The 24,892-nt window shown below is 69.1% G+C and carries 23 protein-coding genes and 2 pseudogenes; 1 reads left to right on the forward strand and 24 read right to left on the reverse strand.

Going from position 1 to position 24,892, the window contains the following annotated elements:
• Positions 1-32 precede the first annotated feature (32 nt).
• The 9 genes and pseudogenes from AX769_RS14435 to AX769_RS14475 all read right to left on the reverse strand — a co-directional run bounded on the left by AX769_RS14435 (position 33) and on the right by AX769_RS14475 (position 7,590).
• Positions 33-1,490 carry a stealth conserved region 3 domain-containing protein gene (locus tag AX769_RS14435; RefSeq protein WP_082763834.1) on the reverse strand — a complete coding sequence of 486 codons (1,458 nt, stop codon included), beginning with the start codon at positions 1,488-1,490 and terminating at the stop codon, positions 33-35.
• Between the two features lie 186 nt (positions 1,491-1,676).
• Positions 1,677-2,054: a DUF6804 family protein gene (locus AX769_RS14440; RefSeq protein ID WP_066280676.1), complete on the reverse strand. Its 378-nt coding sequence runs from the start codon at positions 2,052-2,054 to the stop codon at positions 1,677-1,679.
• 64 nt (positions 2,055-2,118) lie between these two features.
• Positions 2,119-2,691, reverse strand: coding sequence for a GDSL-type esterase/lipase family protein (locus tag AX769_RS14445; RefSeq protein ID WP_066280678.1), 573 nt, complete (start codon positions 2,689-2,691; stop codon positions 2,119-2,121).
• Positions 2,692-2,713: 22 nt separating this feature from the next.
• A pseudogene (locus tag AX769_RS14450) lies at positions 2,714-4,269 on the reverse strand (SDR family oxidoreductase).
• A gap of 49 nt (positions 4,270-4,318) precedes the next feature.
• Entirely contained in the window at positions 4,319-5,275 is a 957-nt protein-coding gene (locus AX769_RS14455; protein WP_066280679.1) for a bifunctional riboflavin kinase/FAD synthetase, read from the reverse strand.
• A 3-nt stretch (positions 5,276-5,278) separates the two neighbouring features.
• A complete protein-coding gene (locus AX769_RS14460) occupies positions 5,279-5,746 on the reverse strand; it encodes a hypothetical protein (RefSeq protein WP_369824030.1) in 468 nt (155 codons plus the stop codon).
• A gap of 37 nt (positions 5,747-5,783) precedes the next feature.
• A complete protein-coding gene (locus AX769_RS14465) occupies positions 5,784-6,149 on the reverse strand; it encodes a hypothetical protein (RefSeq protein ID WP_066280681.1) in 366 nt (121 codons plus the stop codon).
• On the reverse strand, positions 6,146-7,075 hold the full coding sequence (gene truB / locus AX769_RS14470) for a tRNA pseudouridine(55) synthase TruB (protein ID WP_066280684.1): 930 nt from the start codon (positions 7,073-7,075) through the stop codon (positions 6,146-6,148). The genes AX769_RS14465 and truB overlap by 4 nt, the downstream gene beginning before the upstream one ends.
• An 8-nt stretch (positions 7,076-7,083) precedes the next feature.
• The gene (locus tag AX769_RS14475; protein WP_066280686.1) at positions 7,084-7,590 is read right to left on the reverse strand and encodes a hypothetical protein; all 507 of its coding nucleotides are present in this window, start codon (positions 7,588-7,590) and stop codon (positions 7,084-7,086) included.
• Between the two features lie 23 nt (positions 7,591-7,613).
• On the opposite strand from AX769_RS14475, the gene AX769_RS14480 reads away from it, so the two are divergent.
• Positions 7,614-8,498, forward strand: coding sequence for an A/G-specific adenine glycosylase (locus tag AX769_RS14480; protein ID WP_239451799.1), 885 nt, complete (start codon positions 7,614-7,616; stop codon positions 8,496-8,498).
• A gap of 96 nt (positions 8,499-8,594) precedes the next feature.
• Here AX769_RS14480 and rbfA read toward each other — a convergent pair whose 3' ends face one another.
• The 15 genes and pseudogenes from rbfA to AX769_RS25315 all read right to left on the reverse strand — a co-directional run bounded on the left by rbfA (position 8,595) and on the right by AX769_RS25315 (position 24,888).
• Positions 8,595-9,125, reverse strand: a complete 531-nt coding sequence (gene rbfA, locus AX769_RS14485) for a 30S ribosome-binding factor RbfA (protein WP_066280688.1) — start codon at positions 9,123-9,125, stop codon at positions 8,595-8,597.
• 71 nt (positions 9,126-9,196) lie between these two features.
• Positions 9,197-11,977, reverse strand: a complete 2,781-nt coding sequence (gene infB / locus AX769_RS14490; protein ID WP_066280691.1) for a translation initiation factor IF-2 — start codon at positions 11,975-11,977, stop codon at positions 9,197-9,199.
• A gap of 99 nt (positions 11,978-12,076) precedes the next feature.
• Positions 12,077-12,385 carry a YlxR family protein gene (locus AX769_RS14495; protein ID WP_369824103.1) on the reverse strand — a complete coding sequence of 103 codons (309 nt, stop codon included), beginning with the start codon at positions 12,383-12,385 and terminating at the stop codon, positions 12,077-12,079.
• Positions 12,386-12,446: 61 nt separating this feature from the next.
• A pseudogene (gene nusA, locus AX769_RS14500) lies at positions 12,447-13,438 on the reverse strand (transcription termination factor NusA).
• Between the two features lie 74 nt (positions 13,439-13,512).
• On the reverse strand, positions 13,513-15,258 hold the full coding sequence (locus AX769_RS14505) for a proline--tRNA ligase (protein ID WP_066280695.1): 1,746 nt from the start codon (positions 15,256-15,258) through the stop codon (positions 13,513-13,515).
• A gap of 47 nt (positions 15,259-15,305) precedes the next feature.
• The gene (locus AX769_RS14510; RefSeq protein WP_066280696.1) at positions 15,306-16,259 is read right to left on the reverse strand and encodes a hypothetical protein; all 954 of its coding nucleotides are present in this window, start codon (positions 16,257-16,259) and stop codon (positions 15,306-15,308) included.
• Positions 16,256-17,296, reverse strand: coding sequence for a vWA domain-containing protein (locus tag AX769_RS14515; protein ID WP_066280699.1), 1,041 nt, complete (start codon positions 17,294-17,296; stop codon positions 16,256-16,258). Before AX769_RS14515 ends, AX769_RS14510 begins: the two co-directional genes overlap by 4 nt.
• Positions 17,297-17,345: 49 nt before the next feature.
• Complete coding sequence (locus AX769_RS14520) at positions 17,346-18,347, reverse strand: VWA domain-containing protein (RefSeq protein ID WP_066280702.1); 1,002 nt, start codon at positions 18,345-18,347, stop codon at positions 17,346-17,348.
• Positions 18,338-18,814, reverse strand: coding sequence for a hypothetical protein (locus AX769_RS14525; RefSeq protein WP_066280705.1), 477 nt, complete (start codon positions 18,812-18,814; stop codon positions 18,338-18,340). Before AX769_RS14525 ends, AX769_RS14520 begins: the two co-directional genes overlap by 10 nt.
• Entirely contained in the window at positions 18,801-19,688 is an 888-nt protein-coding gene (locus AX769_RS14530; RefSeq protein ID WP_066280708.1) for a DUF58 domain-containing protein, read from the reverse strand. The genes AX769_RS14525 and AX769_RS14530 overlap by 14 nt, the downstream gene beginning before the upstream one ends.
• Positions 19,689-19,693: 5 nt before the next feature.
• Positions 19,694-20,737, reverse strand: a complete 1,044-nt coding sequence (locus tag AX769_RS14535; RefSeq protein ID WP_204249218.1) for a MoxR family ATPase — start codon at positions 20,735-20,737, stop codon at positions 19,694-19,696.
• Between the two features lie 113 nt (positions 20,738-20,850).
• Positions 20,851-21,999 (reverse strand): flavodoxin-dependent (E)-4-hydroxy-3-methylbut-2-enyl-diphosphate synthase, encoded by a 1,149-nt coding sequence (gene ispG / locus AX769_RS14540; RefSeq protein WP_204249219.1) that lies wholly within the window; start codon positions 21,997-21,999, stop codon positions 20,851-20,853.
• A 60-nt stretch (positions 22,000-22,059) separates the two neighbouring features.
• The gene (locus tag AX769_RS14545) at positions 22,060-23,433 is read right to left on the reverse strand and encodes an RIP metalloprotease (protein WP_066280713.1); all 1,374 of its coding nucleotides are present in this window, start codon (positions 23,431-23,433) and stop codon (positions 22,060-22,062) included.
• Between the two features lie 31 nt (positions 23,434-23,464).
• The gene (locus AX769_RS14550) at positions 23,465-24,481 is read right to left on the reverse strand and encodes an AMP-binding protein (protein ID WP_239451800.1); all 1,017 of its coding nucleotides are present in this window, start codon (positions 24,479-24,481) and stop codon (positions 23,465-23,467) included.
• The gene (locus tag AX769_RS25315) at positions 24,451-24,888 is read right to left on the reverse strand and encodes a hypothetical protein (RefSeq protein ID WP_239451801.1); all 438 of its coding nucleotides are present in this window, start codon (positions 24,886-24,888) and stop codon (positions 24,451-24,453) included. Before AX769_RS25315 ends, AX769_RS14550 begins: the two co-directional genes overlap by 31 nt.
• Positions 24,889-24,892: the final 4 nt, after the last annotated feature.

The following is a 24,892-nucleotide window of genomic DNA, read 5'->3' on the forward strand; positions in this document are numbered from 1 at the left end:
GGAACGTGCCGAAAAGGTAAGGGGTAGGGGCGTTAGTGCTCCCAGGGGGCTTTGAAGGGGAAGTAGCGCTCGAGGAAGTCGGTGACGACCGCCGTGCGCTCTTCATCGCTGACCTCCGGGAACGAGCCGTCGTTCAGGCAGAAGAAGTCGTAGGAGCGCTTCTTGAGCAGCTCGTTCAAGAACGCCAAGCCCGACACCATCGTCGTGTCGACGTAGCTGACTTTGGCGCGCTCCTGCACGATCGCCCGACCGGTCATCAGCGCGTAGTAGTGATAGAGCGAGTTCGTCACCGAAATGTTCGTCTTGGCTCTGAAGGGCGACGCCGCCGTCTCGCTGAACTCGTCGGCGAACTCGTGCTCCATCTCGGTGAGCACGCTCTTGCGCAGCGGCGCGGCGGTGTGCTCGAGGTGCCGAGTCGTGACCCGGCCGAAGCGCTGCTGCAGAAGAGCGCGGTTGACCCGCGCGGAGTTCTCGAAGCCGCTCCGCTCGGAGTTGTTGAGGCCGAGGCCGATGCGGGTCTCCGCTTCGATGAACTTCGTGAGCGAGCCCGGCGAAAAGAACATGCCGGGGCCGACGGGCCGGCCGAAGAACATATCGTCGTTCGAGTAGAGGAAGTGCTCGCTGAGACCCTTGATGTGGTGCAACTGCGACTCGACCGCCTGCGAGTTGTGCGTCGGCAGCACCGACGGGTCGGCGAAGAACTCCTCGCTCCGAACGATGCGCACCCGCGGGTGGTCGGCCAGCCAGGTGGGGGCCGGCGAGTCGGTGGCGATGTAGATGTTGCGAACCCACGGCGCGAACATGTAGACACTGCGAAGCGCGTACTTGAGCTCGTCGATCTGGCGGAAGCGGGCGACCGAGTCGTCGCCGTCCCCCACCACGTGGTGCTTGGCTTGCCGGGCGCGGGCCCGCTGGTACTCGACGGAGTTGCCGTCGACCCACGAGAAGACCATGTCGATGTCGAAGGTGATGTCGGTCGCATGGTCTTCGAACATGTGCTCGAGGGTGACCCACTGCATGCCGTAGCGCTCGATCGAGACCTGCACGGCCTCGTCGCGCGGCAGCTCGCGGCGCATCAGGGCGTTCTCGCTGGGGGCGAGCACCTCGGTGTCGGTCGTGATCCAGAACTCGATCTGCACGGCCATCGCGGCACCGTATCGCAGGCGCCCGATCGGCTCGACGCGGGGGCGGAAGAGGCGCAGGATGCGTTCGCTCACGTCGCCGAGACCGTCCTCGGCCACGAGCACGGCCCGCTGCCTGCCTGGCTTGGAGTAGAACGGCTCACCGTGGACGGCGGCCCCGAGCGCCGCCTCGAACGCTGCGCGGTCGCCCTGGTCGATCGCAATGACCGGGCGCTCTTCGTTGCCGCGCACGAGGAGGTGAGGGATCTGGGAGTCGTCGAGCACGCGCTTGATGAAGGCGAGGTCTTCGAGCATGGACTGCTGCGGGGTGAGGTGCCCGTTGAGCAGGGTGAACTGGCCCTTGCGCATGACGATGTCGTCACGGTCGAAACCGCCGGATGACGCGCGAGGGTCAGAAGAGGACTCTCTGCTGCGCCGACGATCTCCGTGGCCATTCAGACTCCGCTCTAGCCCGGCCCCGGTGGCCGAATGCTGCAATCCGACGATTTTACTCCGAAGCCGGGCACAACACGGCGCACGGCCGTCCGAGTGCCGTCAGCGGCGGCGCTGCGCCGAGCTGCCGGCGCGAGCGGGCGCCTGCGCCTCGGGCGACGGCACACGGATCCGAATGGCGGCGACGATGAAGACGACGGCCGCGATGAACTGCAGGCCCTGCCACACCTGGCCCTTCAGCGGGATCACGTAGACGGGGTTCCAGAGCACGGCGATGGCGGCGAGGAAGGGCAGATAGCCCCAGGCACGGCCGCGATAGCCGAAGACCAGGACGATCAGGGCCAGGATCGCGACGACGTACCGGATGATCGTGAACGCGCTGCTGTCGAGCAGAGCGGCCCCAGCGACGAGGACGATCGCGCCGAGGATGCCGGGGGCGAGCGCCGGCCGGAGGAACGCGGCCTTCTGCGGAGTGGGCATGGCCTCCAGCCTACCGCCGCGGGGCGCCTGTCCCAGACGGCCGAGGCAGGTGGCGAGAGGCCGGCTACGCGGATTCCGACGGGCGGATGATGCTGATCGGCCGACTCATCGGCGGCTCGTCGCGGAGGCGCTCGAGGCCCGGCCGCAGCTCGGAGAGCCACGCCTGGTATCCCTCCTCGGTGAAGTGCAGGCCGTCCTCTGTGAAGTCGGGGTTCAAGACGTCGCCCGTCGCCAACGCGGGCCAGAGATCGAGGTACTGCGCGCGGACGGTCGCGGCGAACTGGCGGAGGTGACGGTTGGCATCCTGAATGCGGTCGCTGTAGTCGGAGCCGCGCGGCGGGATCGACTGCAGCAGCAGTCGCACCCCCGGCAGAAGGCGGCGCAGGTCGACCATGATCGTCTCGATCGTGCGCACGACCTGCTCGACGCTGCGGCGTTGCGCGAAGTCGTTGGTGCCGATCAGCAGCACGACGGAGTCGGGGTCGGCCGCGACGACGTCATCGAGGCGGGCGATGACGTCGGCCGTCGTGTCGCCGCCGACGCCCTGGTTGATCACCTCGTCGTCGGGGAACCAGGCGGCCCAGTCTCCGCCCTCGGTCAGGCTGTCGCCCAGGAAGAGCAGCTTCTCTGCGGTCATCGGTGGCCTCCCTCGTTCGCCGTCACGCGGTGACCGCGGCGACGGGTTCGTTCACAGCCGTGGCCGCGATCCTGTTCAGCATTCCCGAGAAGATTATCCCGTGGAAGGGCAGGATCGAGTACCAATAGATCCGCCCGCTCAACCCGGTGGGGAAGAAGACGGCCCGCTGGCGGTAATGGGCGCCGTCTCCGTGCGGCTCGACCCACATTTCGAGCCAACCGCGACCGGGCGCTTTGAACTCGGCTCGCAGGCGAAGGAAGCGGCCTCGGTCGATCTTCTCGACGCGCCACCAGTCGAGGGCGTCGCCCGGGCGCAGGGTGGTCGCGCTCCGGCGCCCGCGGTTGAGGCCGACTCCCCCCGCGAGGCGATCCATCCAGCCTCGGGCCGCCCACGCCAGCGGGAAGGAGTACCAGCCGTTCTCGCCGCCGATCCCCTCGACGACACGCCAGAGCTGCTCGGGCGAGGCCTCGGTGTCGGTCTCGCGGTCGTCGGTGTAGACCGTGTGGCCCGACCATTCGGGGTCGCTCGGCAGGGGGTCGCTGGGGGCGCCGTAGACCGACGAATCCTGCCAGCTCGTCTCGACCTCGCCGTCGCGCATCCTGCCCAGGGCGAGGCGCACGGCGCGGCGGTAGCTCGTGAGGCCCTCGGGCGGCGGCGGCACGACGTCGACGATGTCGTTCTCACGCAACACGCAGTCGTACTGCAGCGACTCGATGATGGGCACGGCCAAGGATCGAGGGATCGGCGTCACGAGGTTCACCCACTGCGAGGCGAGCCACGGCGTCAGCACCGGCAGAGGCGCGATCGGGCGCTGCGTGAGACCCGCTTCGACCGCGTAGCCGTTCATCATCTGGCCGTAGCGCAACACGTCGGGGCCGCCGATGTCGAAGGTGCGGTTGACCTCGGCGGGCGCGTCGGCCGAGCCGATCAGGTAGTGCAGGACGTCGCGGACGGCGATGGGCTGGATGAAGTTGCGCACCCATTTGGGTGCGGGCATGTAGGGGATGACATCCGTCAGGTGACGGATCATCTCGAACGACGCCGACCCGGATCCGATCACGACCCCGCCTGGAGCGCCACGGTCGGGACGCCGCTGGCGAGCAGCGTGTCGCCGACGCGCTTGCGCGACTCGAGATGGTGCGACAGGGGGCCCTCCGGGTGGAGGCCGCCGAGGTACACGATGCGCTTCACGCCTGCGTCGGCCGCCGCCGCGGCCATCGTCTCGGCTGCCAGCAACTCGGCCTTCTCGAAGTCGCCGCGGCCGGCCATCGCGTGTGCGAGGTAGTAGACGACCTCTTGGCCATCCACGGCCTTCGCGACCGACTCGCGGTCGGTGAGGTCGCCCTGCACGATGTCGACCTGAGACGCCCACGGCACGTCACGCAGCTTGTCGGGGGTGCGCACGAGCACGCGGACGTCGAAGCCCGCTGCGACGAGACGTGGGGCGAGACGACCGCCGATGTAGCCGGTGGCGCCGGTCACCAGCACGCGACGAGCGCGGCCAGCACCGTCGGCCTCGTCGCGTCGGACGTCAGCCGTCGTGTTCTCGTCGGCGGTCGGAGCTTCTTCGGGTGACATCGGCCCAAACTACACGCGGGCGGAGCGACACCTTCTCAGCAGAGAGGCGTCAGACCCGTTCGCTCGCGAGCAGCTGGCGCACGGCCTCGACGTCGTTCGCGATCTGCACGACGAGGGCGTCCAGGCCCTCGAACTTGACGTTGCCGCGGATCCAGTCGTGGAAGTAGACCGTGACCTCTTTGCCGTAGAGGTCGGGCTTCACGTCGAGCAGGTGCGCCTCGACCTGCTTTTCGGGCACGCCGTCGAAGGTGGGGTTGTTGCCGACCGAGACGGCGGAGTCGTACACCTCGCCGCCGACCGTGACGCGTGCGGCGTAGATGCCGTCGGCGGGCACGAAGCCCTCGCTGCGGGGCTCGAGGTTGGCCGTGGGGAAGCCGAGTTCGCGGCCGCGACGCTCGCCGTGCACCACGACACCGCGGACGGCGGGGCGGCGGCCGAGCAGAACCGTCGCGTCGGCGATCCTGCCCTCATCCAGCAGCTCGCGCACCCAGCTCGACGAGACACGCCGGGTGCCGTCGCCGGGCGGGCTGTCGAGCACGACGTCAGGAACGATGCGCACCTCGAAGCCGCGGTGGGCGCCGAGCTCGCGGAGGGTCTCGATGGTGCCCGAGCCGCGCACACCGAAGCGGAAGTCGGTGCCGACCAGCACGACCTCGGCCTGGAGTGTGTCGACGAGGATCGTGTCGACGAACTCTTCGGGGCTGAGCGACTGCAGATGGTGGTCGAAGGTGAGCATCAACGTCGCCTCGACACCCGTCTGCTCGAGCAGCTCGCGCTTCTGCTGGTTGCTCGTCAACGCCACCGGCACCGCATCGGGGCGCAGGATGCTGAGCGGGTGGCGATCGAAGGTCACGACGGCCGACACGAGATCGCGGTCGCGCGCGGTGCGCTCGAGGTCGGCGATGACCGCCCGGTGGCCGAGGTGCACGCCGTCGAACTTGCCGATGGTGACGGCGGACGGCCCGAAGCCCTCGGAGACGTCGGCGGGAGACGTGAAGAAATCCACGGCTCAGACCTCGGCCGGGGCCGATGCGAGGGCGTCGGTGCGAGCGGGCCGGGTGTGACGGAGCCAGAACATACCGACGATCGGCAGGGCGAGCGGCACGAAGCCGTAGCCGATTCCGAAGTACGTCCAGACCGTGGAGTGGTCGGAGTGCGCGTATTTCGACGACGGCACGAAGACCGACGGGTCGATGATCGACATCAGACCGACGAACAGCACGCCGACGAGCTCGAAGGTGATGGTGGCCCAGGCGACGGCGTACGACTTGCGGCCGGGCACGATCAGGGCGATCGTCGCGACGATGTAGACCAGACCGGACAGGCCACTCAGCGAGTAGGCCAGGGGCGCCTCGTTGAACTGCGTCAAGATCTGGAACACCGATCGGGCGGTCGCTGCGAGAGCGAGGATCGCGTAGATCGCGATGAGCACGCGGCCGAAGCCAATGGCGCGTGTCGACTTCTTCTGAACCATCATCACAAGGATATGGCCCCCGCGTGGCCCGTGGAGACCGTCATCGGTGCGCGGTCCAGATCTGCAGCATCCTGACGACCATGACGGCGACGGCGAACGTGCCCGCCCCCAGCACGACGTTGCTCCAGCGGCTGCGGTCGACGAGCGCCCAGACCACCGCCAGGGGCGGCAGCAGGAGGGCGACGACGATGTAGATGTAGAACTCGACGACGCTGCCGGTGGCGTGGTTGCCCGTGGCCGGGGCGACGATCGCGACCACCAGCTGGGCGATCAGCAGCAGCCAGACCAGGGCGACCGAGCCGACCGTGTAGTCGTTCGGCTGGCGCTTGGCGAGCCCCGTCACGACGCAGAAGAGAGTCGCGGCCATGCCGACGCCGAACTGCACCCAGGTGAACCACTCGATCACGACAGCACCTCGTTCGTGGGGAAGTTGACGATGGGGCGAGCGGCGCCGCCCCGGACGGTGACGAGGCCGGCGAGGCGCCCATCGGGGGTGAGCGCCGCAGTCGGGCTCTCGGAGTCGACGACGCCGGGTGCGACCGTGACCCTCTTGCCGTGGCTCAGGTCGACGGTCTGGTCGGCCGTCATCGACCACACCGGGAAGAGCCGCTGCGCGACGGCGGCAGGATCGAGGAGGGCGCGGCCGACCGCGTCGGGCTCGGTCTGCAGGGCCTCCAGCTCGCTCGCGTCGGCCAGGTCGAACGGCCCGATGCGCGTGCGTCGCAGCGCGGTCAGGTGGCCCCCGACGCCGAGATCTGCGCCCAGGTCTCGCGCCAGAGCGCGGATGTAGGTGCCGGAGGTGCAGTCGACGACGACGTCGAGGTCGATGACGGGGCTGGCGTCGACGATCTCGTCGCGCCGCTCCAGCACATCGAAGCGCGACACGGTCACGGGTCGGGCCTTCAGCTCGACCTCGACACCCTCGCGAGCGAGGGCGTAGGCGCGGCGGCCGCCGACCTTGATGGCGCTGACCGTGGTCGGAACCTGCGCGATGTCGCCGGTGAGACGCGTGACGCCCGTGGCGATGGCACCGTGCGTCACGATGTCGGTGTCGACCGGCGTCGTGCTCAGGATCTCGCCGTCGGCGTCGTCGCTGGACGTCACGACCCCGAGACGGATCGTCGCCTCGTAGGTCTTGTCGAGCCCGACGAGGAAGGTCAGCAGGCGCGTCGACGAGTTGATGCCCACGACCAGGAGGCCGGTCGCCATCGGGTCGAGGGTGCCGGCGTGCCCGACTTTGCGGGTGCCGGCCGCTTTGCGGACGCGCGAGACGACGTCGTAGCTCGTGATGCCCTGCGGCTTGTCGACGAGAAGGATGCCGCTGTTCACGATGGACCAGGCTACCGGGTCACCGGTTGCGGCAGGTGCCGACGGGCCCGCGGTCTCTCGTCAGCAAGCGTCGTCGAAGAGCCGCCGCGGGTGCTGGGGTCGGTGTTGTCGATCACGGCGGTCGCCCGGGCACGGCCGGCGAGGCTGCGGTCGGCCGCGTCAGAGCCGGTGACCCAGATCGAGTAGTTCCAGAGGCCGGCGAGCTCGGGGTGGTCGGTGAGGGCGCCGTCGACGAGCAGCAGGACGTCGCCGACCTCGCCGGGCTCGCGAAGCGGGTCGATCACCTCGGCCCGGAACGACTTCTCGTCGTAGGGCTCGGCCGCAGCGGGCAGCGAGGCACGCGCGGCGGCGTGGCCCAGCGCGACGATCGAGGCGCCGAGATCATCGGCGAAAGCCGCGACGGCGGCGCGGTCGGGCCCGTCGAGGGCGACGGGCGCACGGCCGACCGAGTAGTTGTGCAGGATCTCGGTGCCGAGCGCCTGAAGCGTGTCACCTTTCTCAGGTGCCCAAGTGGTCATGCTGCAGAGCTTAGGCTCGACCGGTGACAATTCAGCCGCATCCGATCTCGGCCGGAGTCGTCGCCTGGTACCGCGAGAACAAGCGGGACCTGCCGTGGCGGCAGGCGGGCTTCTCGGCCTGGGGCACGCTCGTGAGCGAGTTCATGCTGCAGCAGACGCCCGTCGTGCGCGTCGTTCCGCGGCTCGCCGAATGGCTCGACCGGTGGCCGACGCCGTCTGCTCTCGCCTCCTCCCCCGCGTCCGAAGCCGTGCGCGCCTGGGATCGGCTCGGCTACCCGCGGCGGGCGCTGAACCTGCACGCCTGCGCCACCGCCATCACCGACCGGCACGGCGGCCTCGTGCCGAGCGACGTCGACGACCTGCTCGCGCTGCCGGGTGTCGGCGACTACACGGCCCGGGCCGTGGCTGCCTTCGCCTTCGGCAAGCGGGTGCCGGTGGTCGACACGAACGTGCGTCGCATCCTGGCCCGATCCGTCGAAGGCCTGGCCGAACCCGCGGCGGCGAACGCCAAACACGACCTGCCCCTGATGGAGTCGCAGCTGCCGCAGGATCCGCAGGACGCCCACGACACCAACGCCGGGGTGATGGAGCTCGGAGCGCTCGTGTGCGTCGCACGAAACCCCCGTTGCGACGTCTGCCCCCTCATCGACGAATGCGCGTGGGTGCTGGCCGGGCGGCCCGAGCATGCCGGGCCGCCGCTGCGGAAGCAGGCGAAGTTCGAGGGGTCCGACCGTCAGGTGCGCGGCCTCATCATGGCCGAGTTGCGGGCGAGCGACATCCCTGTGACCGCGGCCGAGATCGAGGCAGTCTGGCCCGAGCCCGTGCAGCGCGCGCGGGCACTGGCCGGCCTGCTGCGCGACGGCCTCGCCACGGGCACGGCTAGGCAGGGCTACACCCTCCCCGACTGAACACGGAGACACCGACAGCCTTACCTTTTCGGCACGATCCGACCCGACGGACGGGGAGGACGAGCCGGAAAGGTAAGGCCGGGTGGGGTCGAGCGTCTAGCGGGTGCCGCCGTCGGGCTCGTCGGAACCCCCGGCGATGCCGTCGCGCGGCGGGTCCACCTCGCCTGGTTCGTCGACCTCATCGAGGTCGGCGTCGTCGTCGCGGGGCTCGCGCGGCTTGACGTACGGGTCGGCGTCGCCGGCGTACTGCGCCGTCTCGGCCATGCTCTGGCTGTCGGCGTCACGCTGGCGCGCCTCGTTCAACAGCTTTTCGATCGAAGCGGCGTTCTCGGGGATCCCGTCGGGGATGAACTCGAGCGACGGCGTGAGCCGCGCCGTGATGTTCTTGCCCACTTCGGTGCGGAACATGCCCGTCGCCGACTTCAAGGCCGCGGCCGAGTCGGCTCGCTCTTCGTCGGAGCCGTACACCGTGTAGAAGATCGAGGCATGCTGGAGGTCGCCCGTGACCTTCACGTCGGTGATGGTGACGAAGCCGATCCGCGGGTCTTTGATGCCCTTCTCGAGACGTCGCGCGACGATCTGCTGAATGCGGTCGGCCATCTTGCTGGCGCGCTGTGCGTCGACCATGTCGTGTTCCTTTCAGGGGGAGAAGGCCCGCAGGATCCGGGGGATCCTGCGGGCCTCATCGTGTCGCGTGACTACGCGCGCACCTTCTCGACCATCTCGATGGTCTCGATCTCGTCGCCGATCTGGATGTCGTTGAACTTGCCGAGACCGATACCGGCCTCGAAGTCCGTCCGCACCTCGGTGACGTCGTCTTTGAAGCGGCGCAGCGAGTCGATGGCGAGGTTGTCGCCGACCACCACACCGTCGCGGATGACGCGCGCCTTGGCGTTGCGCGTGATCGTGCCGGATCGCACGATGACACCGGCGATGTTGCCGACCTTCGACGAGCGGAAGATCTCGCGGATCTCGGCGACACCCGACTGGACCTCTTCGAACTCGGGCTTGAGCATGCCCTTGAGCGAGTTCTCGATGTCTTCGATGGCCGCGTAGATGACCGAGTAGAAGCGCACGTCGACACCCTCGCGAGCAGCACGCTCGCGAGCCTTGGTGTCGGGTCGTACGTTGAACCCGATGATGACCGCGCTGTCGACGGTTGCGAGGTTGACGTCGCTCTCGGTGACGGCACCCACACCGCGGTGGATGATGCGCAGCTGCACGCTGTCGTCCACCTCGATCTTGAGCAGCGACTCTTCGAGCGCCTCGACGGCACCCGAGACGTCACCCTTGATGATGATGTTGAGCGCTTCGACCTTGCCCTCTTCGAGTGCACGGGTGAAGTCTTCGAGCGAGATGCGCTTGCGGGCCTTCGCCAGCTGGGCATTGCGCTCGACGGCTTCGCGCTTCTCGGCGATCTGACGGGCCGTGCGGTCCTCCTCGGTGACGAGGAAGGTGTCGCCGGCTCGCGGAACGCTCGAGAGGCCCTGCACCAGGACGGGGCGCGAGGGGTAGGCCTCGTCGACCGCATCGCCGTTCTCGTCCATCATGGCGCGGACGCGGCCGTAGGCCGTGCCGGCGACGATGGCGTCTCCGACGCGCAGTGTTCCCGACTGGATGAGCACCGTGGCGACCGCACCGCGGCCCTTGTCGAGGCGAGCCTCGATGGCGACACCACGTGCGTCCTTGGCGGGGTTCGCCCGCAGGTCGAGACCGGCGTCGGCCGTGAGCAGCACTGCCTCGAGGAGGCCGTCAATGTTCGTGTTGTTCCGAGCCGACACGTCGACGAACATCACGTCTCCGCCGTACTCTTCCGCGACGAGGCCGTACTCGGTCAGCTGCTGACGCACCTTGGCCGGGTTCGCACCCTCCTTGTCGATCTTGTTGACCGCGACCACGATCGGCACGCCGGCCGCCTGGGCGTGGTTCAGCGCCTCGACCGTCTGCGGCATGATGCCGTCGTCGGCCGCGACCACCAGGATCGCGATGTCGGTCACCTGCGCACCACGGGCACGCATTGCGGTGAACGCCTCGTGGCCCGGGGTGTCGATGAAGGTGATGGCGCGCTCGACGCCCTCGTGGGGGGCCCAGACCTGGTAGGCACCGATGTGCTGCGTGATGCCGCCGGCCTCGCCCTCGACGACGTGCGCGTTGCGGATCGCGTCGAGGAGTCGGGTCTTACCGTGATCGACGTGACCCATGACGGTGACGACGGGGGGACGGATCTCGAGAACCGACTCGTCTTCGTCTTCGAGCTCTTGCTCGAGGTCGATGTCGAAGCCTTCGAGCAGCTCTTTGTCTTCGTCTTCGGGGCTGACGACCATGATGCGGTAGCCGAGCTCTTCACCGAGCACCTCGAAGGTGGCCTCGTCGAGCGACTCGGTCGCCGTGGCCATCTCGCCGAGGTGGAACAGCACGGTCACGAGGTTGCCGGGGCTGGCGTCGATCTTGTCGGCGAAGTCGGAGATGGACGCGCCGCGACGCAGACGGACGATCGTCGTGCCGTCGCCTCGAGGGACGCTGACGCCACCGAGCGACGGCGCCTGCCGCATCTCGAATTCGGCCCTCTTCGTCCGCTTCGACTTGCGTGCCTTGCTCTTGCCGCCACCGCGACCGAACGCGCCGGCGGTACCGCCGCCGGGGCCACGGCCACGACCGCCGCCACCCGCGGGGCGGGGGCTGGTGAAGCCGGGGCGGAAGCCGCCCGGAGCACCGGCGCCGGGAGCACCAGGGCGCTGGAAGCCGCCCGCACCGGGACGACCGCCGGCACCCGCGGGTCGCTGGCCGAAGCCGCCGGGGCGACCGGGGCCGCCCGCGGGACGAGGGGCGCCAGGGCGCGGCGAACCGGGGCGCGGCGCCATCGGGCGCGGGCCGGCGGCACCACCGGGGCGCGGGCCGGCAGCGCCGGATCCGCCCGGGCGAGGAGCCGACGGGCGACCCATGCCCTGGTTGGACGAGTAGGGGTTGTTGCCGGGGCGCGGCGCGCCCGGGCGGGGGCCGCCGGGGCGCGGGGCACCCTGGGCAGCGGCCGGCGCTTCGGCGTCGGTCTTCAGCGCGTTGCGAGCGGCCTCGGCCTGAGCCTGACGCTCGGCGACCGTCAACGGCGCCGGAGTGACCGGAACCTGGTCGGCGGAGGCCTCAGTGGGAGCCGCCTCGGCAGCGGGATCCTCGGCCGGAGCCGGGGTGCGCGGGCCGGGGGTCGGAGCCGCGGGGGCGGGTGCGGCCGGACGCGGGGCACCAGGGCGGGGTGCACTCGACGCCGACGGAGCCTGCGCCTTGGCGGCGGGAGCCTTCGCGGCGGGTGCCGCAGTCTTCGTGCCCTGGTCGGCGAACGCAGCACGGAGCTTGCGGGCGACCGGGGGTTCGATGCTGGACGACGGGCCCTTGACGAACTCACCCATCTCTTTGAGTTTTTCGAGGGCGATCTTGCTTTCGATACCGAGCTCGCTTGCGATCTCGTGTACGCGTGGTTTAGCCACGTTGTGTCTCCTGTCTCGGGCCTCCACCCGGAACAGGGGAAGGCCTTCAGTTGTGGACGGAACTCATTTCGAGCCGCTCATTAGTTGTCCATAAGCTGTTCAGCCGGTTTCTTCAGTAGTGGTGCTCAATGGAGGGGGTTGTTCGAGAGTCTCGATGTAGTGCAAGACCTCGCTAGTGTCGGGCTCGGAATCGAGTCGCAACGCACGGCGGAAAGCCTTGCGCCGGACAGCCGATTCGTAGGCCTGCATCGTGGGGCTCAACCATGCGCCCCGGCCGGTCATGGACGCTGTGGTGTCGACCACCACACGACCATCTCGGGCGACGACCCTCAGAAGAGAGGGCCGGGGAGCGCGTGCTCGAGAGCCGATGCACGTTCGGACAGGAATCATCTTACCCCCTGGGTGCATTCGGTCGGGTGACGCCACGGGCGAACCCGGCGATCCTGTCGCCTGATCGCCGCGACGAGGTTCAGTCTTCGAGGATCGAGTCGGGCTGGATGTCGATGCGCGCGCCCGTGAGCTTGGCGGCGAGACGGGCGTTCTGGCCCTCTTTGCCGATGGCGAGCGACAGCTGGTAGTCGGGCACGAGCGCCCGGACGGCCTTGGTCGAGGCATCGATCACGAAGGCGCTCGACACCTTGGCCGGCGACAGCGCGCTGGCGACGAAGGTGGGCAGGTCGGGCGAGTAGTCGACGATGTCGATCTTCTCGTTGCCCAGCTCGGCCGTGACCGCGCGGACTCGCTGGCCCAGCTCGCCGATGCAGGCGCCCTTGGCGTTGACGCCGGGCTCGGTGGCGCGAACGGCGATCTTGGTGCGGTGCCCGGCCTCGCGGGCGAGCGACACGATCTCGACGACCCCGGACGCGATCTCGGGCACCTCGAGTGCAAAGAGCTTGCGCACGAGCGACGGATGCGTGCGCGACACCGTCACCGACGGGCCCTTGAGGCCCCTCGAGACGCTCGTCACGTAGACGCGGATGCGGGTGCCGTGGGCGTAGTTCTCGCCGGGCACCTGCTCTTCGGGGGCAGGATCGCCTCGAACGAGCCGAGGTCGACGTGCACCATGCGCGGGTTGGGGCCCTGCTGGATGACGCCGGCGACGATCTCGCCCTCGCGGCCCTTGAACTGGCCGAGCACCTTGTCGTCGCCGATGTCGCGGAGACGCTGGTTGATGACCTGCTTCGCGGCGAAGGCGGCGATGCGGCCGAAGTCTTCGGGCGACTCGACGGCCTCGCCGACGACGTTGCCCTCGTCGTCGTGCTCGATCGAGAAGATCGAGACATGGCCCGACTTGCGGTCGAGCTCGACGCGGGCAGGAGCCGCTGAGCCGTGCGCCTCCGGCAGGTCTTCGTGCTTGACGTAGGCGGTGAGAATGGCCTGCTCGATGATCTGCACGAGTTCGTCGAAGGGGATCTCGCGTTCGCGCTCCATGAGCCGCAGCACTGTCAGGTCGATGTCCATGGCCTAATCAAGCCTCCCTATTCACGAATGACGCCCATCCCTCGGTGGCGATCGGCAACGAGGAGTCTACCCGTTCACGAGAGCGCGGCGACCGCCTCGGCGACGGGAACGGGCGTGCGCTCGCCCGTGCGGCGATCCCACAGCTCGACGATGCCCTCGCCGGCACTGCGGCCGACGACGACGATCTTCGGCACGCCGAGCAGCTCGGCGTCGCCGAACTTGACGCCGGGCGAGACCTTCGGGCGATCGTCGTAGAGCACGTCGAGGCGCTTCGCCTCGAGGTCGGCGACGAGCTTCTCGGCGACCTCGTAGACCACCTGGTCTTTGCCGGTCGCGACGACGTGCACGTCGAAGGGAGCGACGTTCTCGGGCCAGACGAGGCCCTTGTCGTCGTTGTTCGACTCGGCGATGACGGCCAGGATGCGGGTGACGCCGATCCCGTACGACCCCATGGTGACCGTCACCTGCTTGCCGTTCTCGTCGAGCACCTTGAGCCCCAAGGCCTCGGCGTACTTGCGGCCGAGCTGGAAGACGTGGCCGATCTCCATGCCGCGCGCGGTCTCGATCGGGCCGGAGCCGTCAGGAGCGGCGTCGCCCTCGCGCACCTGGGCCGCCTCGATGACACCGTCGGCTGCGAAGTCTCGGCCCATCACAAGGCCGGCGACGTGCACGCCGTCGACGTTCGCGCCGGTGACCCAGCTCGAGCCCTCGACCACGCGCGGGTCGACGTAGTAGCGAATGCCCGTCTCAGACTCTTCGCCGAGCACCTGCGGGCCGATGTAGCCCTTGATGAGGAGGGGGTTCTTCGCGAAGTCGGCCTCGCCGGCCGCCTCGACCTCTGCCGGCTGGAAGGCCACTTCGAGGCGCTTCATGTCGACATCGCGGTCGCCGGGCAGCCCGACGCCCACGATCTCGCGGGTGCCGTCGAGGTGCGTGAGCGCGACGATGACGTTCTTGAGGGTGTCGGAGGCCGTCCACTCCCCCGCATCCCTGGGCGACGACGCGTTCAGCTGTCGCACGAGCGTGTCGATCGTCGGGGTGTCGTGGGGCTCGAGCAGGGTCGCTGCGGGAAGGCCGTCGAGCGGGATCGACTCGGGCACGATGGTGGTGAACGCCTCGACGTTGGCCGCGTAGCCGCCGACCGAGCGGACGAAGGTGTCTTCGCCGGCCTCCATCGGGTGCAGGAACTCCTCGCTGCGCGACCCGCCCATCGCACCAGCGTCTGCCTTGACGATGACGTACTCGAGGCCGAGGCGCGTGAAGATGCGCTCGTAGGCATCGCGCTGGGCCTGGTAGCTGAGGTCGAGCCCGGCGTCGGTGTAGTCGAACGAGTACGCGTCTTTCATCGTGAACTCGCGGCCGCGCAGAAGACCGGCACGCGGCCGGGCCTCGTCGCGATACTTGTCCTGGATCTGGAAGAGCGTGAGCGGCAGGTCTTTGTACGACGAATAGAGGTCTTTGACCAGCAGCGTGAACGCCTCTTCGTGCGTCGGCGCGAGCAGGAAGTCGGCGTCTTTGCGGTCTTTCAGACGGAACATGCCCTCGCCGTACTCCGTCCAGCGCCCGGTCGCCTCGTACGGCTCGCGCGGCAGGAGCGCGGGGAAGTGCACCTCTTGCGCACCCGCGGTCGTCATCTCGTCGCGGATGATCGCCTCGATCCTGGCCTTCACCCGCAGACCCAGAGGCAACCAGGCGAAGATGCCGGGAGCCTGGCGGCGGATGTAGCCGGCACGGACGAGCAGCCGGTGGCTGGTCACCTCGGCGTCGGAGGGGTCTTCACGGAGGGTGCGGACGAACAGCTGCGAGAGGCGAGTTGACACAGCCCCAGCTTATCGGGGCGGTTCAGGCAATCAGGACGGCCGGGGGCTCACCAGGGCTTGCCGCCGTAATCCTCGGGGTTCTGCTTGAAGTACCGCTGGCGGTCGTCGTTCTGCTGCTGCTCGGTCTGGGCCTGCTGATCCTGCTGCTGCAGCTGCTGCAGGGGGTCGCTGCCCGAGCCGGACGACCCCTGGCTCTGGCCAGAGCCGCTGCCGGAACCCGACGAGCCCTGGCCCGACGAGCCCTGGCCCGAACCGCTGCCGGAGCCCGACGAGCCCTGCCCGCCCGGGCCGGACTGCCCGCTCTGACCACCCTGCTGCTGGCCGCCCGAGCCGGTGTTGCCCTGCTGGTCTCCGCCGGCATCCTGCTGCGCCTGCTTCTGCTTCTGTTCGAGGCGGTTGCGCGCGTCGTCGAGCGGCTTCTTGGTGCTCGGCGCGTCGTTCGTGACCGGGTCGGTGAAGCAGCCCGTCGGCGCCGCCTTCTCGAGGGCGAGGGCGTGGGCGTAGAACGTCTCGGCCTTCGTGTAGGCCTGGTCGAGCACCGCGCCGTCACCCTGCTGCTCGACGACGAGCACGAGGTCGGTGCGCACGCGGCAACTCGCCTGCACGTCGTCATTCGGCACCAGCGTGAGCGCGCGTTCGAGTTCGGGCCGCGCGTCGGTCAGCACCCCGATCTGCGCGAGGGCGGTGCCGCGGTCGAAATGCTGCACCCACGGCTCGAACACGTTGGCGATCGACAGGCCGTCGGAGGTCGCGATGCTTCTGTCGTAGGCGTGGTCGTCGTAGGTCGCCTGCGCGGTGCCGGCGAGGATCGGCATGCTCAAGAGCTTGAGGGCCACCAGGATCACGACGACCACGACGGGCGCCGAGAAGATCATCAGGCGCCGTCGAAGTCGCCGGCGGTACTCCGCGACCTCGGCGGGGACGACACCGGCCGCGGCCTCCGCATCGAAGTGCTCGGGAGGCGACGGCGGTGCCACCGGCGGCAGGAGGGTCGTGCTCATGTGGTGCCTCCCTGGCTGGTTCGGCGGGGGCGCTTCGGCGGCCGGACGTCGCCGAGGGCCCGGACGACGACGGCGATCTCGATGAAGAGCAGTGCGAAGAGGGGAATCGCCGGGACCCAGTAGAGATCGAACAGCGTCGCCGTGCGTCCGGCCGCGCTGACGATCTTGCCACGCTGGGCCTGGTCGACCACGGGCGTGAGAGAGGCACCCGCGACCGAGTGGAGGTAAGGCACACCGAGCTGCGACGCGATCGCCTGGAGGTTCGTCGGGTCGATGCGGGAGACAGCATCCGGCGACCCGGGCTTTGTCTTGTCTTTGATGTAGCCCTTGGTGGAGTATTCGTCGCCGTAGCCGTCGAAGACCTTCATGCGGCCGCCGGTCGACGTGCCGAAGCCGAGGACTCCCCCGCCGTCGGTGTTCGCCTTCGAAGATGCGAACGACCCCGGTGTCTGGCCAGAGGTCTGCTCGCCGTCGCCGAGGTAATAGACGACATTGGCTCGCTGCGGGTTGCTATTGTGGGCCGCCGCGAGCGTCGACGCGAGCAGCGTGTTCGCCTCGGAGATCGAGCTGCCGTGCGAGTAGAAGGTGACCTCTTGGCGCATCGTCTTGACCGCGGTCGTGAGCGCGGAGGTGTCGGTGGTGAGCGGCACCCGCTGGATGGCGGTGCTGTCGAACGTCAGCAGCGAGAAGCGGGCGCCGGCGAGGTCGTTCGTGATCTGCTCGATGTCCTGGCGCATGCCGACGAGGCGGGGTTGATCGCCGTTCCAGTCTTGAGCAGCCGAGCTGGAGGTGGTGTCGACGACGAAGAAGACGTTGAGTTGCGAGACCGACGACGCGGCCGAGCCGCCACCCACGCCGGGCCTCGCGACGATCACGACGAGCAGAGCGACGATCACGGCGCGGCGGATCCACGCGCGCATCATGCGGCGATCGGCGCGCTCGGCGAACACGCGCCACAGGGCGAAGCCGAGCACCACCACGGTGAAGGCGACCAGCAGGCCGACCGGCAGTATCGGGCGCCACGCGAGGCCCGTCACCGTCGCACCTCCGTCGCTGTCGTGCCCGCGGTCACAGTCGCACCCGCGGTCACAGTCGCACCCGCCAGAGCAGAGCCAGCACGGCCATCACGAGCAGCATCAGGGTGATCGCGAGCGGGACGGGGTGGTCGGAGATCACGAGCGTCTTCGACCCGGTGAAGAGGCCGGCCTCTTGAGCGTCGATCTTCTGCACGATGCTCGGCACGGCGTCGTGGCTCGACAGGGCGTAGAAGCCGCCGCCGGTCGACAGGGCTTCGTTCTTCAGGTCGAGGGCGACGGAGTTCGTCGCCGTGTCGGACGAGTAGTCGACAGGGTCGATCGCGTAGACGCGCACGTTGCGCTTCGTCGCGAGTGCGGCCGCCTGCTTGAGGGTGAGCAGCGGGCTGCCGTTCACGTAGTTGTCGGTGGCCAGCACGATCGACTTCGGCCTGGTCGACGACTTGTCGCCGTCGAATCCGAGCACGCACGACCCGAGGCCGTCGCCGATCAGCGAGGCCCCTGACCCGAGGTCGGTGCCCGTCCAGTAGCGCAGGCCGTCATTGCCCTGCGACCGGAACGAGTCGCGATACTTCGTCAGCTCGGTCTTCACGTAGCCGTAGTCGTCGGTGAGCGGGAAGACGGTGACGGCCGAGCTGTCGAAGATCGTGAGGCCGATCCGCTCGCCGTGCAGGTCTCCGGCCAGGGTGGCGAACGTGTCGGCGATCTTGGCGTCGACGTCGGTCATCGAGCCGGAGACGTCGAGGCAGAGCATGATGTCGCGCTTGTACGACTGCGGCTCGACGACGTCGACGCTCGAGACGCGAGACGCGAGCAGGACGCCGGAGCCGGCGGCGACCACGACCACGACCAGAAGGCCCGCGAGCAGGGCGCGGTAGCGGCGGAGGATGCGCCGGTACTCGGGCAGCTCAGTGAGCCGCTCGCTGTGCGCGACGGGTGTGCCCGAGCGACCGCCGCCGTCGCGAGTGCGCCGTCGCCACTCGCGGTAGACGAGGGCGCCGGCCACGGCCAGCGCGAGGGCCACGAGTGGCATCCACCAGAAGATCAGCTCCATGAGCGCACCACCTCGCGGGCGGTCTCGACGGCGCGGCCGGCGTCGCTCGCGGTCTGTTGCCGGAAGGCTGGCGGGTAGTACTGCTCGACGGCCCCGGTGACCGTGGGCAGCCGCGCGACCCGCAGGTCGCTCAGGGTCATCACCTGAGCGTCGACGCCCGACGTCTCGAAGGCGAAGAACCGCAGGAGGAGGCTGAGCCGCCCGGCGACGGCCCGCTCGGTGAGGTGCCCGGCGCGGAACTCGGCGTCGACCTCGTCGATCATCGACGAGTACTTCACCACGAGCTGCCGCAGGTCGGCGGGCTTCGCCGCACCGGCGACGACGGGGCGCGGGAGTCGGGTGCGCGAGAACCGCACGACGAAGACGTACCAGGCGACGACGAGGGCGACGAGCAGGGCGCCGATCACCAGGTAGAGCACGAAGTGCTGGTACTGCGACGGGCCGAAGAAGCCCCTATCGTTCAGCACGGCGATGCTTCTCGAGCAGGGCGAACAGGCCGGGGACGACGTCGGTCTGGCTGGCGATCCTGTGGCTCGTGACCCCCAGCTGGCGCAGCTGCTGCTCGGTGTCGACGAGGGTCTGCACGGCCGTCTCTTCGAACAGCGCGCGGAGTCGCTTGTTTCCGCGCACGTAAGCCGGGAGGGCCGCGACCTCCTGCACGTCGTAGACCTCCCCTGAGGTCTCGTCGCGGCGCATCAGGTCGGCGTCGCCGATGGTCAGCCACAGGATCTCGTGCTTCGCGCGCAGTCGACGCAGCGTCGCCTCGTGCTCGGGCCCGATCCGCACGTCGTCGGTCACGATCAGGAGCATCGAGCGCGTCTTGAGACCGCGCGCGACGGAGTCGAGGAGCCCCCGCACGTCGCTCCGGGGCGCTGTCAGAGTCACCCGCTCGTCGATGGCCCTCAGGAGGCGCTCGAGGTGCTCGTCGCGCTGGCCGGCCGGGTAGCTGCGGGTGCCCTTCTCGTCGCCGACGACGAGCGACACCACGTCGCCGTGCTGTGCCGCGATCCACGCCAGGGCGCCGGATGCCATGACGGCGATGTCCTTCTTGCTCTCGCCGCTCTCGGCCGTGGCCGCCATGTTGCGGCCGGTGTCGACGAGCAGCACCAACTGGTGGCGGCGCGACGCGATGTAGCGCTTGACGAGAGGCTCGTTGTGGCGCGCCGTCGCCTTCCAGTCGATGTCCTTGACCTCGTCGCCCGGCACGTAGGCGCGCAGGTCGTCGAAGTCGTGGCTGCGGCCACGGTGCACGGAGGCGTAGCCGCCCTCGAGGAGGTCGAGGGTCTTGCGGTGGGCGTAGATCGACATCTTCGTCCGGACGCGCAGCAACAGGCCGGCCACAGGCGCTATGGGGTCTGCACCGCGCCGAAGACGGCGTCGATGATCGTCTCGGGCTTGACCTCGTCGGCCGCCGCCTCGTAGCCGAGGATGAGTCGGTGGCGCAGTACGCCGTGGCGGAGGTGCTTGACGTCGTCGGGGATGACGTAGTCGCGGCCGTTGAGGAGGGCGAGCGCCCGAGCCGCCTGCGTGAAGGCGATGCTGGCCCGAGGGCTGGCGCCGAACTGGATGTAGTCGGCGAGGGTGCCCGGGATGTACTGCTGGGGGTGGCGCGTCACGTAGATCAGCTGGACGATGTAATTGACGATCGAGGCGTCGATGTAGACGCGCTTGACCAGGCTCTGCAGCAGGCGGATGTCGTCGAGGTGCACGCCGGTCGTCGCGTCGGAACCGGCGCCGGTCGCGTCATCGTAGACCCCGCTCTCGATGCGGCGGATGATCTCGGCCTCTTCGGCGGGCGAGGGGTAATCGAGGATTTCTTTCAGCAGGAACCGGTCGAGCTGCGCCTCCGGCAGCTGGTACGTGCCCTCCTGCTCGATCGGGTTCTGCGTGGCGAGCACGAGGAACGGCTGCGGCAGCTTGTAGACGGTGCCGCCGATCGACGTCTGGCGCTCTTGCATCGCCTCGAGCATGGCGCTCTGCGTCTTTGCGCTCGAGCGGTTGATCTCGTCGAGCAGCACGAAGTTGGAATGCACGGGGCCGAGCTGCGTCACGAAGGTCGATGACTGCGCGTCGTAGATCTGCGTGCCGGTGATGTCGCTCGGCAGGAGGTCGGGCGTGCACTGGATGCGCCGGAAGCTCGCGTCCACCGCCTGCGCCAACGTCTGAGCCGCGGTCGTCTTGGCGAGCCCGGGAACGCTCTCGAGCAGCACGTGGCCACCGGTGATCAGCGCCACCAGCAGGCTGTCGCGGAGGCCCACCTGGCCGACGACCTTCGCCTCGAAGGCCTTCGTGACACGCCCGACGATCTCGCGCGAGCGAGAGAGCTCGTCGGCGGTGATCGGCGCGGGGGCCGCGGGCTCGGAGCGGGCGGACGTCGTGGTGTCGGTCACCAGGACACTCTAAACCAGCGGCCCGAGAGGAACGGTTTTACCTATAGGTGCGGCCCCACCGCACAGAAATTTCGGTGAGGGAGGGCCGCACCTATAGGTAGAACGGGAGGGGGTCAGGCGGTCACGACCTCGGGCGAGCCGACGGCGCCGGGGCCCATCTCGTCGGCCAGGCGGTTCGCCTCGCGGATGAGCGTCTCGACGATCTGGTCTTCGGGAACCGTTGCGATGACCTCGCCCTTGACGAAGATCTGGCCCTTGCCGTTGCCGGAGGCGACACCGAGGTCGGCGTCGCGCGCCTCACCGGGGCCGTTGACGACACAGCCCATGACGGCGACGCGCAGCGGCACGGTCATACCCTCGAGGCCGTCGGTGACGTCGTTGGCGAGCTTGTAGACGTCGACCTGGGCCCGACCGCAGCTGGGGCAGCTGACGATCTCGAGCTTGCGCTCACGCAGGTTGAGAGACTGCAGGATCTGGAGGCCCACCTTGACCTCTTCGGCCGGCGGCGCCGACAGCGACACACGGATCGTGTCACCGATGCCCTCGCCGAGGAGGATGCCGAACGCGGTCGCGCTCTTGATGGTGCCCTGGAAGGACGGGCCGGCCTCGGTCACGCCGAGGTGCAGCGGCCAGTCGCCGCGCTCGGCCAGGAGGCGGTACGCCTTGACCATGACGACGGGGTCGTTGTGCTTGACCGAGATCTTGAAGTCGTGGAAGTCGTGCTCTTCGAAGAGGCTGGCCTCCCACACGGCGCTCTCGACGAGAGCCTCCGGGGTGGCCTTGCCGTATTTCTGCATGATGCTCGGCTCGAGCGAGCCGGCATTGACGCCGATGCGGATCGACACGTCGGCGGCCTTCGCCGCCGCGGCGATCTTGCCGACCTGGTCGTCGAACTTGCGGATGTTGCCCGGGTTGACGCGGACGCCCGCGCAGCCGGCGTCGATGGCCGCGTAGACGTAGTTCGGCTGGAAGTGGATGTCGGCGATCACCGGGATGTTGCTCTTCTTGGCGATGATCGGCAGCGCCTCGGCGTCGTCTCGGCTGGGGACCGCGACTCGAACGATGTCGCATCCTGAAGCCGTCAACTCGGCGATCTGCTGGAGAGTGGCGTTGATGTTGGTGGTGGGAGTGGTGGTCATCGACTGGACGCTCACCTGAGCGCCACCGCCGACGAGCACCTTGCCGACTCTGATCTGGCGCGACTTGCGGCGCGGGGCAAGGGTTTCGGGGATCTTGGGCATTCCGAGGTTGACTGCAGGCACGCCCTCATCGTAAGCCTCGGTGCTGACAGCCGTGCCCGAGAGATGACGGGCACTCAGGGCTTACGAAGCGATGGGGTTCACAAAGTCGGCGTAGATCAGCAGGGCGCTCATCACCATGAGCACGGCCGACACCGCGAACGTCAGCGGCAGGGCCTTCGCGATGTCGATGGGCCCCGGGTCGCGGCGCTTGAAGAGCTTCGCGAAGAAGCGGCGGACGCCCTCGATGATGGCGCCGGCGACGTGGCCCCCGTCGAGCGGCATCAACGGCACCAGGTTGAACACGAACAGGGCGACGTTCAGGCTCGCGAGCAGGCCGATCAGGACGCTGAGGCGGTCGCCGATCGAGGCGGACGTCGTGCTGGCGACCTGCCCGGCGAGCTTGCCGACGCCGACGACGCTGACCGGGCCGTTGGGATCACGGGTGCCGCCGCCGAAGGCCGCCTGGGCGACGCCGACGAGGCGCTCGGGCAGGTGGATGATGAGGTTGCCGACGGTGGTGACGTTCGTCCAGACCGTGGGCAGCACGTCGGTGGCGGGCTGCTGCACTCGGCCGTAGGCGGCGCCGATGCCGACGAATCCGACCTCGTCAGTCTCCTTCTTGCCGGCGGCGTTCGTGACGTAGTTGCCGGACGCGTCGACCTTGTAGCGCTTCGTCAGCAGCGGCGTGACCTTCAGGGTCGTCGTGACGCCCTTCCGTTCGACGACCATGTCGAGGGTCTTGCCCGGCGCCTTCTGGATGATCGAGGTGGACTGATCCCAGCTGGTGACCTTCGTGCCGTCGATCGAGACGATCCTGTCGCCCGAGCGGAGGCCTGCGGCAGCGCCCGGTGAGGGCGTGGCGCCCGTCGGGCAGGTCGTCGACGTCGACGAGGCGGGCAGGACGCACTGGCTGACGGTGTCGACCGTGGTGGTCTCCTGCTGCGTGCCGAACCCGCAGAGCACCACCGAATAGAGGACGATCGCGATGAGCAGGTTCATCACCGGGCCGCCGAGCATGATCGCGATCCGCTTCGGCACGGCGAGGCGGTAGAAGGTTCGGCCCTCTTCGCCCGGATCGACGGTCTCGGCGCTGGCCTCGCGGGCATCCTGCGTCAGGGTGCCGAAGAGGCTCGTGGTCGAGGTGCGGCCACCCGAGGCACGGGCGGGGGCACCCGACGACTCGAGGGCGTCCTCGGCGACGAGCAGGGTCTTCTGGGGCGGGAACATGCCGGCCATGGAGATGTAGCCGCCGAGCGGAATGGCCTTGATGCCGTACTCGGTCTCGCCGCGCACTCGCGACCAGAGTGTCGGGCCGAACCCGATCATGTACTGCCCGACCTTCACGCCGAAGGCCTTGGCCGGCAGCAGGTGACCGATCTCGTGCAGCCCGATCGACACGACGAGGCCGACGGCGACCACCAGGATGCCGATCACATAGAGCAGGACAGTTTCCACCTCGCAACAGTACGGGAGGTTGTCAATGAACTCACCGGACGTCGGCCGTGCGCGTCGCCAGCGATCGGTAGCGTCGCGGTTTGCCCTCGCCGAGATCGGCCACGGCGGTCACCCGGGTGACCTGGACGTCGCGGCCGAGGAGGAGCGAGAGGGAGGCCTGGATGCGCGAGGCGTCGCCCTGCGCGATGACGGCCGTCACGGATCCTGATGCCGCCTGCTCGACGGCCCAGCCGAGGGCGCCCCAGGTCTGCAGGTGCTGGGTGAAGTCGACGGAGGGGACGATCGACCCGTCGACCCCGAGGAAAGTGGTGGCCTCACGCCCCTCGAGGTCGGCGAGGGCCAGACGGCCGTCGACCCGCACGAGGCGGCCGTAGTCGGACGTGCGATAGCGCACCAGCGGCAGCAGCGGGTTCTCTCCCGCCGTCACGACGATCTCGCCGAACTCCCCGTCGGGCAGGATCTCGCCGTCGGGCGCCGCGATCTCGACGACGACCCGGCGGTCGAGCACGAAGCGCGGGCCGCCGTCGACGCTGACCGCGATCGGGCGCGTCTCGTGCAGCCCGTACAGGTCGATGATCGGGCAGCGGTAGGCCTCGTTCAGGGCGAGGCGCAGCGGCTCTTCGAGGTGCATGGCGCCCGACACGATGGCGAGCGGGTGCAGGGCCGCCCGGAACGCAGGATCCAGCAACTCACCCAGGCTCGTCGGGTTGCCCGAGAGCACCTGCGGCTGCTGACTCGCCAGGAAGGTCGCACGCCGGCCCGGCTCGCTCCACTGGTCGGGGTGGAGGTTCACGCGGGCCAGGGTCGCGAAGCCGAAGCTCGAGGCGAGCGAGGCGTAGGTGAAGGCCTGGCGCTGGTGGACCAGCTGTGCGACGGCCATGCGCGAGGCGTCGGGATGCCAGTCGACGCCCTGATCGCGGACGAGCGAGACGAGGAGGTGGAGGGTGCGGGCGACCTCTTCGATGTGGTCGGGGATGAGGAGCGCGCGGCCGGTCGTCCCCGAGCTCGACCCGTGGATCATCTGGTCGAAGTCGGCGCCCTGGGGCACGAACGCCGAGACGTCGTCGACGAGGTCGTCGCGCGCGACCAGCGGGAAGTCGTCGAGGCGTTCGAGAGGGCCCGGGTGGTCGCGGTAAGCGAGGAGGAGACGGGCGACGGCCAGGTGGGCGTCGAGCCAGCCGTCGAGGGCAGCGGTGTCTGGGCGCGGAGGATGCCGTCGGCGGTCAGGCGGTCGCCTGTGGCGTGCGTCCAGGCCGGGGCCAGCGGGTGGCGACGGAGGGCCTCGAGGCGCGCGGCGGCCTCGGGGGTCATCGTCGGCCAGCGCTCGGCGTCGGTGAGCACGGCGGACGCGCCGGGGCGGTATTCGGCGAGGCCCAGGGGGTCGGTCGCGTCGGGATCCTGAGGTTGCGCGAGGGTGGCGTGACCGGCGTGACCGCCGCTGCCCGCGGGGCTCATGCGG

It is taken from the genome of Frondihabitans sp. PAMC 28766 (assembly GCF_001577365.1).
Lineage (GTDB): Bacteria > Actinomycetota > Actinomycetes > Actinomycetales > Microbacteriaceae > Frondihabitans.